The 12,518-nt window shown below is 68.0% G+C and carries 9 protein-coding genes; 7 read left to right on the top strand and 2 right to left on the bottom strand.

The window, feature by feature from the left end; all coding sequences use genetic code 11:
* The first annotated feature begins 262 nt into the window (after nt 1-262).
* Genes AQZ59_RS07100 through AQZ59_RS07090 form a run of 3 tightly spaced genes read left to right on the top strand, consistent with a single transcriptional unit; the run spans nt 263 to nt 2,751 of the window.
* Nucleotides 263-1,294, top strand: coding sequence for an ornithine cyclodeaminase (locus AQZ59_RS07100; RefSeq protein ID WP_062613980.1), 1,032 nt, complete (start codon nt 263-265; stop codon nt 1,292-1,294).
* A 34-nt stretch (nt 1,295-1,328) separates the two neighbouring features.
* On the top strand, nt 1,329-2,111 hold the full coding sequence (locus tag AQZ59_RS07095) for a DUF998 domain-containing protein (RefSeq protein WP_062613979.1): 783 nt from the start codon (nt 1,329-1,331) through the stop codon (nt 2,109-2,111).
* Nucleotides 2,071-2,751, top strand: a complete 681-nt coding sequence (locus tag AQZ59_RS07090) for an alpha/beta fold hydrolase (protein ID WP_083200650.1) — start codon at nt 2,071-2,073, stop codon at nt 2,749-2,751. Before AQZ59_RS07095 ends, AQZ59_RS07090 begins: the two co-directional genes overlap by 41 nt.
* A 24-nt stretch (nt 2,752-2,775) precedes the next feature.
* Here AQZ59_RS07090 and lysX read toward each other — a convergent pair whose 3' ends face one another.
* Complete coding sequence (gene lysX, locus AQZ59_RS07085) at nt 2,776-6,120, bottom strand: bifunctional lysylphosphatidylglycerol synthetase/lysine--tRNA ligase LysX (RefSeq protein WP_082661215.1); 3,345 nt, start codon at nt 6,118-6,120, stop codon at nt 2,776-2,778.
* A 191-nt stretch (nt 6,121-6,311) separates the two neighbouring features.
* Here lysX and AQZ59_RS07080 point away from each other — a divergent pair, with 191 nt between their 5' ends.
* The 4 genes from AQZ59_RS07080 to AQZ59_RS07065 are packed head-to-tail and all read left to right on the top strand — an operon-like array spanning nt 6,312 to nt 10,976.
* Entirely contained in the window at nt 6,312-7,961 is a 1,650-nt protein-coding gene (locus AQZ59_RS07080) for an L-lactate permease (protein WP_371258062.1), read from the top strand.
* Between the two features lie 11 nt (nt 7,962-7,972).
* A complete protein-coding gene (locus AQZ59_RS07075) occupies nt 7,973-8,761 on the top strand; it encodes a (Fe-S)-binding protein (RefSeq protein ID WP_062613976.1) in 789 nt (262 codons plus the stop codon).
* On the top strand, nt 8,761-10,356 hold the full coding sequence (locus AQZ59_RS07070; RefSeq protein ID WP_062613975.1) for a LutB/LldF family L-lactate oxidation iron-sulfur protein: 1,596 nt from the start codon (nt 8,761-8,763) through the stop codon (nt 10,354-10,356). Before AQZ59_RS07075 ends, AQZ59_RS07070 begins: the two co-directional genes overlap by 1 nt.
* Nucleotides 10,353-10,976 carry a LutC/YkgG family protein gene (locus AQZ59_RS07065; protein ID WP_062613974.1) on the top strand — a complete coding sequence of 208 codons (624 nt, stop codon included), beginning with the start codon at nt 10,353-10,355 and terminating at the stop codon, nt 10,974-10,976. Before AQZ59_RS07070 ends, AQZ59_RS07065 begins: the two co-directional genes overlap by 4 nt.
* A 106-nt stretch (nt 10,977-11,082) precedes the next feature.
* Here the strand turns inward: AQZ59_RS07065 and AQZ59_RS07060 are convergent, their stop codons facing one another.
* Entirely contained in the window at nt 11,083-12,441 is a 1,359-nt protein-coding gene (locus tag AQZ59_RS07060; protein ID WP_062613973.1) for a DUF5692 family protein, read from the bottom strand.
* Nucleotides 12,442-12,518 lie beyond the last annotated feature (77 nt).

Here is a 12,518-nt window from a genome sequence, read left to right as displayed (position 1 = left end):
ACGCACTCTCCGCCGGCGCGTCGAACGGAGGGCCGATCAGCTTAGCGACATGCGCGCGGCAACCGGTCACGTAAGGCGCCCACCCCGCCGGCCGCGACCCGCACCCAACGCCCCCGCGCGGCATCGGGAGAAAGCCCGGAAAAGCCGCGCCACGGCGTCGTGAAAAAGGCCCCCGCCGCCACCGCCGAGCCCGCGGGCGGACCGCCTAGCCACGCCCCCGGCGGCGCGCTACGATGTGATGAACAACGCGAAAGGATCACCCATGACCACCTTCGTTGACGTGACGAACATGTCGCGCTGGATCTTCAGCACCGGCGTGGAGAAGATCATCTCCGGGATGATGGACTACCTCGAAGCCGACTTCCTCAACTGGGACTCGTTCGAGAAGATCCCGCGCGTGGCCAGCCACTCCCCGATCGGGGTGATCGAGCTGATGCCCACGTCGAACTCGGAGGAGTACTCGTTCAAGTACGTCAACGGCCACCCGTCCAACCCAGCGCGCGGCTTCCAGACGGTCACGGCGTTCGGCGTGCTCGCCGACGTCGACAACGGCTATCCGACCTTCCTCGCCGAGATGACCCTGCTCACCGCCCTGCGCACGGCCGCGTGCTCCGCGCTCGTGGCACGCACGCTGGCCCGCCCGGACTCGCGCGTCCACGCCCTCATCGGCTCGGGTTCGCAGTCGGAATTCCAGGCGCTCGGCATGCGCGCCGCGCTCGGCCTGGAGGAGCTGCGCATCTACGACATCGACCCGCACGCCATGGAAAAATTCCACCGCAACCTCGCCCCGCTGGGCTTTACGATCACGGTGTGCGACAGCGTGGACGACGCCGTGGCCGGGGCCGACGTCATCACCGTCTGCACCGCCGACAAGGCCAACAACACCATCCTGTCGGATGCGCAGGTGCGGTCCGGCGTGCACCTCAACGCGATCGGCGGGGACTGTCCGGGCAAAACCGAGCTCGAAGCCGCGATCCTTGAGCGCTCCACTGTGTTCGTGGAATTCACCCCGCAAACCCGCATCGAGGGCGAGATCCAGCAGATGGCCCCGGACTTCCCCGTGACCGAGTTCGCCGACGTCCTGGCGGGTAAGGCGCCCGGGCGGACGTCGGCAGACGAGATCACCCTGTTCGACTCCGTTGGCTTCGCCATGAGCGACTTCTCCGCCCTGCGCTACACGCGCGACTCCGTGGCCGGCACCAGCTACTTCGACGACATCGAGCTGGTCGCCGAACCCGACGACCCCAAGGATCTGTTCTCCCTCATCGTGCCCTCGCTTCATCCGGTGGGCTGATGGGGGTCAGGGCGCGGCGCGCTAGGTTTGATGCGTGTTAATTGCCGCGATCGCCTTGACCCTGGGGGCGCTGGCCTATGCCAGCGTTCTGACCGAGGCCGCCCTCGGCTACCCGCTCTCCCCCACGGTGTCGTATTTGTCCGAGCTGTCGGCGGCGGACCAGGCGTCCTCCGCGCTCGTGCGCTCGATGGATGCGGCTGCGGGGGTGGCGTTCGCGGCCGTCGGGTTTTACTTGTGGTCACGACGCCGTGGCGCGGCGCGCGACCTCCTGCCCGGGGTGCGCTGGGGGTCAGGTCACGCGGGTGAGCTGGATGCGGGGCTGGCGGGAGCGCGCGGCGGGCTACCGGGCGCGGCGGGCGGTGCCGGGGTTGGCGGCCGGCTGGCCGGGCTTGTGCCGGAGCGGGTGCTCGTAGCACTGGTGCCGGGCGGGATGGCGCTGGCCGGAATCGCCACCGTGTTGGACGCCGCCTTCCCCATGGACTGTGCCGAATCCGTGCCCTCGTGCCGGGCACAACTCGAGGCCGGCACGTCGTTCAGCCACCTCGCCCATACGGTGACGTCGTCGCTGGCGGGGCTCGGACTGGTCGCGGTGGCGGTGGGCGCGCTGCTCGCCGGCACGCGGGTGATGCAGGCCGTGGGGGCCGTGGTGGTGGGGGCGATGGGCGTGGAGCTCGTGACGATCGCTGCCGGGTGGCCGGTGGGGATCGCGCAGCGCGTGCAGGTGGCGGCGTCCGTCGTCCTCATGCTGATGATTGCGGCGCGGATGGGAGGTGGACATGTGGGTGATCCTGCCCGGACTGGCTCTCGCTCCGCGTGACTACGCGCCGCTCGCCGCGCTCCTTCGCGGGCGCGTCATCGTGGCCGACCAGTGGGCCGTGCCCCTCACCTCGGAGGATCTGCCGCGCGCCCTCGGACTCCCCGACCGCGGCACCGAGCGGCTCGACCTTATCGGCCACTCGCTCGGCGGGCTCGCCGCCCTCTCCTTAGCCCTGGACGGCGCAGACTCTCTCACCCTGCTCGACCCCACCACCCTCGGCGAGGCCAGCTCCCACGTACGCGTTCCCCGGTTCGCCGCCCCGCTCGGAGCGCTGGCCCGCGCGGCGGCCATGCTTGCCCTGACGGGGAAGGACCCGATTTCCGGGGCCGAGCGGCAGGCGCGCTACGGCACGCCCGCCGGCCTCGAGGCCATCACCTTCCAGCTCGCCGAGCTTGCCCGCCTGCAGGATCGGATCTCTCAGAAGCTGGGGCACCCGCTTCCGCCCACGTTGCACGTGTGCGCTCTCCCCCACCCGGGGGCGAGCTCGCATCGCTCGGCCCAGCGCGCGTTCGCGCGCCAGATCGGTAGCGAGCTCATCGAGGCACGCGGCTGGAACCACCTGTTCCCGCTCACGCACCCGGCCGAGGTGGCGGAGTTGATCCTGGCCGGCCCATCTACTCGCCAGCCGCCCGCCAACTGACCCGCCGGCACCGGCACCGGCACCCTACTGGGCGGGTTTGACGAACGGGAACGCCAGCGTGTCGCGGATCGTGCCGTCCACCAGGAACATCGTCAGCCGGTCGATGCCAATCCCGAGCCCGCCGGTGGGCCGCATGCCGAACTCGAGGGCGCTCAAGAACTCCTCGTCAACCTCCATCGCCTCGGCGTCCCCGGCGGCAGCCAGCAGGGACTGGCGGGTGAGGCGGTCGCGCTGGTCGATCGGGTCGGTCAGCTCGGTGTACGCGGTGCCGAGCTCCATGCCGAAGGCCACGAGGTCCCAGCGCTCGGCCAGCCCGGGAACGGAGCGGTGCGGGGCGGTGAGCGGCGAGGTCTCCACGGGGAAGTCGAGGTAGAAGGTCGGCTCCTCGGTCTGGGACTCCACCAGCTCGTCGTACAGCTCGGTCACCATCGCGCCGGGCGTAGCGTGCAGGCCCACCTCGATGTCGAACTTCTTGCACAGCTCACGCAGCTCCTCCGCGCTCGTCTCGGCGGTGACGCGCTGGCCGCAGGCCTCGGAGACGGCGTCGTGAACCGTGATTGAGCGCCACGGGCCGGAGATATCGAGCCAGCCGCCGCCCGGGCGCGGCACGCGCGGCGAGCCGTGCACCGCGGTGGCGGCGGCGATGATGAGCTCGCGGGTGAGGTCGCGCATCGTGAGGTAGTCGCCGTAGGCCTCGTATGCCTCGAGCGACGTGAACTCGGGGTTGTGCGTGGAGTCGGCGCCCTCATTGCGGAAGTTGCGTCCGAGTTCGAACACACGCTCCACGCCCGCCACGCACAGCCGCTTGAGGAACAGTTCGGGGGCGATACGCATGGTGAGGTTGAGGTCGTAAGCGTTGATGTGGGTGGCGAACGGACGGGCGTTCGCGCCGCCGTGCACGCGTTGGAGGATCGGGGTCTCGACCTCGATGTAGTCCCGGACGGCCAGGAAGTCGCGCACGGCCTTCACCGCCGCCGACCTCGTGTACAGGCGCGTCCACGCCCCCGCGTCGGTGGCCAGGTACATGTGGCGGTTGCGCAGGCGGGCCTCGGGGTCGGCCACGCCGCGGAACTTGTCCGGCGGCGCCACCAGCGACTTCGCCGCCATGGTCCAAGACTCCACTGCGAAGGTGGGCTCGCCGGTACGGGAGACGCCGAGGCGCCCGGTCACGGACACCACGTCCCCACGGTCCACGCCCGCACGCCACAGCGCCATGTCGGCCGCGCCTGAGCGCTCGAGGCTGATCTGCAGCTCGTCGGTGCCCTCGCGCAGATCGGCGAAAATGATGCCGCCGTGGTCGCGGATGCGCAGGATGCGCCCCACGATCGAGATCTCGCCCACGACGCCGTCCGCGCCCGTCGCGTCAACAGCGCCCGTTGCGTCCGCGCCAGGCCCGAACGCAACCGGACCCCGCTTGACCTGCGCGATCGAGGCCGTGTGCGAGACGGCGGGCGGGTAGGCATCCATGCCGGCCGCCTCAAGGGTGGCGAGCTTGGCGATTCGCACGCGCTGCTGCTCGTTGCGCTTGGGCTCGATCGCAGGCGGGTTGAGCAGCTCGTCGAGGATAGGTTGCATGCGCGCCACAACGTCGCCCACATACGTTGCCGACTCCTGGGCGGCGTTGCGGCGGCGGAAGGCCTGGGGGGCGTCGGGCACGAAGCCTTCGGCCCGCCCGCACGCGATGAGGGTACGGGTGAGTTGCTGGGCCGAGCTGTAACACATGAGGCGGCGCTTCCACACCGGGTTGTACTTGGCGTTCGACTCGTACAGCGAGTGCAACTGCCACCAGCGCGAGGCCAGCATGAGGATGCGGTAGTTGAGGCGCTGCAACGGGGTGGCGCCCACGCGCTCGCTGACCTCGAAGGCCGAGCGGAACATGGCGAAGTTGAGCGAGATACGGTCAATCGCAAGGTTTTCGGCGTTCTGCATGAGCTCGGTCATCATGAGCTCGTTGACGCCGGAGGCCGCGTCCGGCGAGCGGCGCATGAGGTCCAGCGACACCCCGCGCTTGCCCCACGGTACGAACGTGAGAAGGGAGCGGACCTCGCCCCCGGCGTCGTGGGCGGTGACGACGAGGATGCGGGGGTCGCGCGGGTCGCCCAGCCGGCCGAGCGCCATGGAGAAGCCGCGCTCGTCGCCCACGCGCCAACGCTCGGCGCAGGCGGCCAGCTCGGCCAGCTCGGCGGCGTCGATCTCCTCCTGGCGGCGGATCTTCACGGTGTAGCCCGCATTGCGCGGGCCGGCGATCGCGCGGCGGACGGGCTTGTTCTTCGACAGGGAGAAGTCGGCGGGGTAGATGACCGACTCATCCCCCATCGCGATGAGGTGCATGCCGGCGTCCTGGTAGGCGCGGGCGCCCTCTTCGGAGGCGGAAATAACGGCGGGCACCCAACTGTAGCGGCGGGCCACCAACTGCCAGGTGGCAATCGCCTCCGGCCACGAGCGCCGATCACCCAGCGGGTCGCCGCCCGCCAACGCCACGCCGTTGGTCACCTTCCACGAGATCGCCGCCCGGCCGTTGGGGCTGGTGGTGAGCCGGCGGTCGTCGCGGGTGGCGAAGTAGGACAGGGAGTCGGCGTCGTCATCGTGAAGGAGTATCGTGCGCGCGGTGACCGCCGAATCAACCTGGCGGGCCACCTGGCGGGCGTCGGCGCGAAAGAAGGTGGAGATCGCGCCAAGCAGGCCGGCGACCACGATGATCTCAACGATGAGGAAGGTCCACCAGCCGGCGTCGTAGGAAACGTCGTAGGGGTGGCCGGTCGGGTCGGCGCTAACGATCGCGGCGGCCGCCCACTTCGCCGCGTCGAGGTAGGGCATGTGGTGGACCATGACGGCGCTGAGGAAGCCGTACCCGAATCCCAGGCCAAGCCCGCCGAGGCCGACCGCGAGCGCCCGCCACCATGCCCCGCGTACGAGCCGCCCCGGGAACGCCGCGCGCGCCCACAACAGCACGATGATCGACGCGAGTGCGAAGAGTGTGGCGGCGACAAAGAGGAAGTATTCCAGGCGCTCCACGCCCAGCTCGGCAAGGTCGTGCCACATTGGGATGACCGCCACGGCAAGGGCGAGGGTGGTCACCTGGAAGACGACGAGGAAGCCAATCATCGCGGCGCGCTGGCGGCGCATGAAGCCGGAGGCCAGCATGGCGTTGATGAGGCCCCAGATGAGGGAGGGGTCGGAGTAGATGTTCGTCAGCCAAAAGAAGTCCGAGATCGCGGCCGCGGTGCCGGGAGCGATGCGCTCAACCAGCAGGCCCACGATATTCCACACGGCCACCACCTGAAGGAGGAAGGTGAAGAAACGCGCGACTGCCTCTTGGCTGGCGCGCGCGGGCTGACACGGTAGGTCCACGTCCATCGATGTATGCATAGGACAATCCTATGACTCGACCCTCTGCGCGCCCGTCATACCGTGGTACAGCCGCGGGACCGCCCTCCTCAGACCTCACGATTTGCGCAAGCAAACTCTGACGTAAAGACGGACATTTTCCCAGATCCTGGCTATGTGCGCGCGAAGTGTTTCACTAAGGTAGGGAGAAGAAATCGACAACAAGGATGTTTATGATTGCGCTTACACTCTTTCAGCCTTCGACCACGGCGATCGCCGGGTCGTCGCTGATCACTGCTCTTGTTAGCCTCCTGCCCCTCGTATTCTTCTTCGTCGCGCTCGGGGTGTTTTCCATCCCCACACACTGGTGCGCGCTCGGCGCCCTTGTGGTGGCGCTGATCGTGGCCACGGTCGGCTTCGACATGCCGGCGGCGATGGCGGGCATGTCCGCCGTTGAAGGCGCGGCCTTCGGCCTCATCCCGATCATCTACATCGTGGTGATGGCCGTGTGGCTGTACAACCTCACCGACCGCTCCGGCCGCGCCGCCGACGTCCAGGCCGTCTTCTCGGCCGTGGGCAAAGGAGACAAGCGCATCCAGGGCCTCCTCATCGGCTACGCGTTCTGCGGCCTACTCGAGGGCCTGGCCGGCTTCGGCGCCCCCGTGGCGATCGCCTGCACGATGATGTGGGCGCTCGGCCTGCCCCCGATCCGCGCCGCGCTCGCCGTCATGGTAGGCAACGCTCTCAACGTCGGGTTCGGCGCGATGGCGATCCCGGTCACCACCGTGGCCAAACTCGGCGGCGAAGACCCGAACCTGGTGGGCGCCACCATGGGCCGCATCACCCCGATCCTGCTCATCATCGTCCCCTTCCTCATGCTGTTCATCATGGACGGCATGCGCGGGATCAAGGACGGCTGGCTCGCCGCGATCGTCGCCTGGGCCGGCATGGCCGCCGGCGTGGGGCTCACCTCCAACTTCCTGTCCTACGAGCTCGCCGCCGTGGTCGGCTCCCTGCTCTCCTTCGCCGCGCTCGCCGCGCTGCTACGTTTTTGGACGCCGACGACGCCCGAGGACTTGCGTTCCCCCGCGCCCACCGAGCAACTTTCGGGCAGCCGGATCATGCTCGGCCTCCTGCCGTACTGGCTGGTGGTCATCGTCTTCGCGGTGGCCAAGCTGTGGCGCATCGGGGTGGACGTGCCGGCCGCCCTGGCCTCCACCGACATCTCCTTCGTCTGGCCGGGCCTGGCCGACGTCATGGGGCTGAACGGCCAGCAGAACACGTCGGTGACCTTCACCCTGCCCTGGCTGTCCTCGCCCGGCACGATGCTCTTCTTCACCGGTCTGGTGGTGGCGATCGCGTACTCGCGCTCGGAGGGACGTTTCGAGCTGCCGTTTGCCACCGGCATGCGCACGCTCGTCACCACCGTGGTCAACCTGCGCATCGCGATCCTCACGATCTGCCTGGTCATGGCCCTGGCCTACGTCATGAACTTCTCCGGCCAGACCGTGGCGATCGGCGCGTGGCTGGCCGGCACGGGCGCCGCCTTCGCCTTCCTCTCCCCCATGCTCGGCTGGATCGGCACCGCCGTGACCGGCTCGGCCACCTCGGCCGGCGCCCTGTTCGGAAACCTGCAGGCCACCGCCGCCCAGGCGGCCGACCTGCCCACCCGCCTCCTCCTCGGCGTCAACGAGATCGGCGGCGGCATCGGCAAAATCGTCAGCCCCCAGAACCTCGCGATCGCGGCAGGCGCCGTGAAGTCCGAGGGCTCCGAGTCGGAAATCTTGCGCAAGGCCGCCCCCTACTCTCTTACCCTCATCGTCCTGCTGGGCCTCATCACGGTCCTCGCCTCCAACGGAATCCTCGGATTCCTCATCGCATAGAAAGGTTCACCATGAGAATCGCGCTTTTCTCCACCTGCATGAACGACCTCATGTTCCCGCAGGCCGCGCAAGCAACGGTGCATCTCCTCCGCCGCCTCGGCCACGAGGTCGTCTTCCCCGAGGATCAGGCATGTTGCGGCCAGATGCACATCAACACCGGCTACTACCCCGAGGCCCTGCCCCTCATTGAGAATCACGTGCGCACGTTCGCCCCCGTGCTCGACGGCGAGTGGGACGCGATCGTGGCCCCCTCCGGCTCGTGCACCGGCTCGATCCGCACCCAGCAGGCGATGGTGGCCCGCGAACTCGGCCACACGGACCTCGCCACCAAGGCCGAGAAGATCGCCGAGAAGACGTACGACCTGCCCGAACTCATCGTGGACGTGCTCGGCATGGTCGACGTCGGGGCCTACTTCCCCCACCGCGTCACCTACCACACCACCTGCCACTCGCTGCGCGTGGCAAAGGTGGGCGACAAGCCGCTCCAGCTCATCCAGGCCGTGGAGGGCATCGACTACGTCCCGCTTCCCGACGCCGACGTGTGCTGCGGCTTCGGCGGCACGTTCTCGGTGAAGAACCCCGACGTGTCCTCGGCCATGCTCACCGACAAGATGGCCAACATCAAGTCCACCGGCGCCGAAATCCTCGTGGCCGGCGACTACTCGTGCCTCATGAACATCGCCGGCGGCCTGTCCCGCACACGCTCCGGAATCCGCGCCATGCACCTGGCCGAGGTGCTCGCCGGCAGCCAGGATGACCCGTTCATCGCCCCGGCCACAACCACGAAGGTAGGTGCCTAATGTTGAACATCAAGGAACTGGGCTCGAAGCTGGGGCTCAACCCCGCCGACTGGGCCGAAAAGGACATCGCCGAAACCGAGCTCGGCTGGGTGCCCGGCCACCCCATTCCCAACGACCCGCTCCGCTGGGGTCAGTCCTTCCGTGAAGGCTCAGAGGAAACCCTGCGCAACACGCAGATGCGGCGCAACCTCGGGTATGCCACCGGCAAGATCCGCACCAAGCGCAACACGCGCGTGGAGGAAATGCCCGACTGGGAGGCGCTGCGCGAATCGGCGTCGAACATCAAGCGCACCGTGGCCGCGAACTGGGTCGAGCTGCTCGAACAGTTCGAGGCGAACGTGACCGCCAAGGGCGGCGTCGTGCACTGGGCGCGCGACGCCGATGAGGCCAACCGCATCGTCTACGACCTGGTCAAGGCGAAGGGCGTGGACGAGGTGGTCAAGGTCAAGTCCATGGCCACGCAGGAGATCAACCTCAACGAATACCTGGGCGAGCGCGGGATCCAGGCGTGGGAGACCGACCTGGCCGAGATGATCGTCCAGCTGTCGGAGGACATGCCCTCGCACGTCGTCGTGCCCGCGATCCACCGCAACCGCGCCGAGGTCAAGGCGATCTTCGAGGCGCGCATGGACGACGCCGGGGAGCTCACCCACGAGCCGCGCGTGCTCGCCATGGCGGCCCGCGCCCACCTGCGCAAGAAGTTCCTCTCCGCGAAGGTGGCGATCTCGGGCGCGAACATCGGCGTGGCCGAGACCGGGACCGTGGCGATCTACGAATCCGAGGGCAACGGCCGCATGTGCCTCACCCTGCCCGAAACCCTCATCACGGTCATGGGCATCGAAAAGCTGGTGCCGCACTTCCAGGACATCGAGGTGTTCTCCCAGCTCCTGCCCCGCTCCGCCACCGGCGAGCGCATGAACCCCTACACCTCCTTCTGGACGGGCGTCACGGAGGGCGACGGCCCGCAGGAGTTCCACCTCATCCTCATGGACAACGGGCGCACCAACGTGCTGCACGACCCGGTGGGCCGTGAAGCCCTCAAATGCATCCGCTGCGCGGCCTGCATGAACATCTGCCCCGTGTACCGGGTGACGGGCGGGCACGCCTACAATTCGGTCTACCCCGGGCCGATCGGCGCGATCCTCACCCCGCAGCTGCTGGGCGCCACGGACCGCAAGGACCCGGCCTCCACACTCCCGTTCGCCTCGACCCTGTGTGGGGCGTGCTACGACGTGTGCCCGGTCAAGATCAACATCCCCGACATCCTGGTCCACCTGCGCCACAAGTACGCCGAAGCCAACCGGGGCGGCATCCCCGACAAGTGGGACATCGGCATGAAGGCCACGTCCAAGATCATGAGATCGGGCAAGGCCATGGAGGCGGCCGGCAAGGCCGTGACCACCGGCCGTGTGGCCGCCGGCAAGGATCGCAAGATCGGCTACCTGCCCCTGCCGGTGGCCAAGGACTGGACCCGCGCCCGCGACATCCCCGCCCCGCCCGCACAATCCTTCCGCGATTGGTGGCACGAAGAGGGCTGCTGCGGTGGCAAAGGCTCGGAGGGCTGCTGTGGCGGCCATGAAGGAGGTGCGCGATGAGCGCCAAGGACGTGATTTTGAACCGCATCCGTAACGTCGGCCCGATCCCCACCCCGGAGATCCCGCGCGACTACCGCTTCGGCACCGACGCCTCGCGCGCGGTCGTCATCGACGAGATGGAAGAGGCCCTTATCGACTACACCGCGGTGGTCAAGCGCGTGAGTCCGGACGGGATCGCCGCCGCGATCGACGAGCTGCTCGACGACTGCTCGAGCGTGGTAGTGCCCGCCGGCCTGCCCGCCGAGTGGCAGGAGGCCGCCGGCAAGGGCCGGGAGGTTCGCGTGGACGAGCCGGCGCTTTCCAAGGCCGAGCTTGATTCCATCGACGCCGTCCTCACCGCCTCGCGCGTGGCCGTGGCTAACTCGGGCACGATCATGCTTGACGGCCAGCCCGATCAGGGCCGGCGCGCGATCACGCTGGTGCCGGACACGCACGTCGTCGTGCTCGAAGCCGACGCCATCAAGGCCACCCTCCCCGAGGCCGTGGCCGTGCTGGGCGAGAACCCCACCCGGCCCACCACGTGGATCGCGGGCCCGTCGGCCACCTCGGACATCGAGCTGGTGCGCGTGGACGGGGTGCACGGGCCGCGCAACCTGCGGGTGATCATCGTCGAGCGGTAGGCCACACGTAGGCAACAGGGCGAGGGCCCCGGGAGCGATCCCGGGGCCCTCGCCTGCTGAGCGTGCAGCTACTTCTTCACGTCCCAGTCACTGGTTCATGTCCCAGTTACTTCTTCACGTCCCAACGGGGGTCGGCCTTAACGCCCTTCTCAATGAGGCGCGGGTCGGCAGACATCGGCGTGCGCGGCTTGGGGTAGCGCTTGTCTTCCTTCCACCAGGGCATCCAGCCCACCCAGCCGTGCGCGGGAGGGGTTGGCGATTCGGGCTCGAAGCCCAGCTCGGCCGGGGTTTCCTTGATCGTGTCGACCAGGAAGTACTTGTCGGCGTCGTCGAAATTGTCCTTGACGATGTCGCGGAACTCCTTGTGCTCGTGGTACAGGCCGTCGCGTAGCGGGTGACGGCCAGTTTTAACCATCTTGTAAATCCAGTAGACGAACAACGCCACGTTGGAAATCAGCGCCGCCCACGCGCACACCTCGTTGGCGAACGGGTCCATCGTGGAGAAGTTGTGCATCTTCCCCGGCGGCACGAAGAACTCGGCGAGCAGGTTGTTCACCGCGATCCAGAACATGAGGGTGAAGCAGCGGAACCAGATCCACTGCCCGCGCGCCCACGTGAACGCTGGGATCGTGCACGCCAACAGCAGGGCGAGCGTGGCGTACCACGTGTAGTCGGACAGGGAGTTGTAGAGGAAGGCGTGGTTCCACAGGTCATAGGCGATGACCCACGGCCAGACCATGTCAACCCAGATCAGCCCGCGCACCTTGTCCTTGCCGTTGGCCTTCTTCATGCCCGGCGAGGTGATCATGATCTTGCCCAGACCCGTGATCGTGATGATGTTCCAGTACCCGCCAATCGCGGTGATGATGTTCCAGTACCCGCCAATCGTGCGGAAGCCGGTGGCCGGGTCGATGCCCACGTTGTTCGCTTCGAAGTTCGCGGCGAGCGCCTGGTACCACTCGGGACTGTGGAGGGTGGCGGTGATCCCGCGGGCCTCGGGCAGGCCGGCCAGCATGTCGCGGGCCGAGCCGTCGTTGATCGCCTGCAGGCAGGCCGGGTCGGCGGCGCAGGCGTTATACGTGTCGGCCTCGAAGAAAATTGTGATGTCGCGGATGTTGGCCTCCATGATGTTGAGGGCCAACCCCAGCCAAAGCGCCACACCAAACCAGATCGCGTAACGGTGGGCCTTGAGCGGGTTGCGCTTGCCGTACCACAGCAGATAGCCGGTCATCGTGGCGGTGGCCACCATGATCGCGAACTTGCCGAACGGGAACCAGCCCACGATCGGGATCGCATACTTGATCGCGAACGGCATCGCGAGCACGCCACCCACCGTCCACAGCACAAACACCGTCCACGGCCACCTGCGATGCACCTCCGCGATCGCCACCTGCGCGACGAACACCACCAGCCATGTCACGTACACAATGGGAGTTCCTATCTCCCACAAAAAGAGCGAGTCCACGTCATTTCTCCTACCGCCGCGCGCCCTTGCGCAGCCCCGCGGCGTCGCCATTGACGCCTAGAAACAGTGGCATTAGC

Origin of the sequence: Trueperella bernardiae (assembly GCF_001469025.1) — a bacterium.
GTDB classification, from domain to species: domain Bacteria; phylum Actinomycetota; class Actinomycetes; order Actinomycetales; family Actinomycetaceae; genus Trueperella; species Trueperella bernardiae.
This window is presented reverse-complemented; position numbering and strand designations above follow the sequence as displayed.

Coding starts and splice junctions, on each gene's coding strand:
- AQZ59_RS07100 (WP_062613980.1), top strand. CDS start 263: ATGACCACCTTCGTTGACGTGACGAACATGTCGCGCTGGATCTTCAGC.
- AQZ59_RS07090 (WP_083200650.1), top strand. CDS start 2,071: ATGTGGGTGATCCTGCCCGGACTGGCTCTCGCTCCGCGTGACTACGCG.
- lysX (WP_082661215.1), bottom strand. CDS start 6,120: ATGCATACATCGATGGACGTGGACCTACCGTGTCAGCCCGCGCGCGCC.
- AQZ59_RS07080 (WP_371258062.1), top strand. CDS start 6,312: ATGATTGCGCTTACACTCTTTCAGCCTTCGACCACGGCGATCGCCGGG.
- AQZ59_RS07075 (WP_062613976.1), top strand. CDS start 7,973: ATGAGAATCGCGCTTTTCTCCACCTGCATGAACGACCTCATGTTCCCG.
- AQZ59_RS07070 (WP_062613975.1), top strand. CDS start 8,761: ATGTTGAACATCAAGGAACTGGGCTCGAAGCTGGGGCTCAACCCCGCC.
- AQZ59_RS07065 (WP_062613974.1), top strand. CDS start 10,353: ATGAGCGCCAAGGACGTGATTTTGAACCGCATCCGTAACGTCGGCCCG.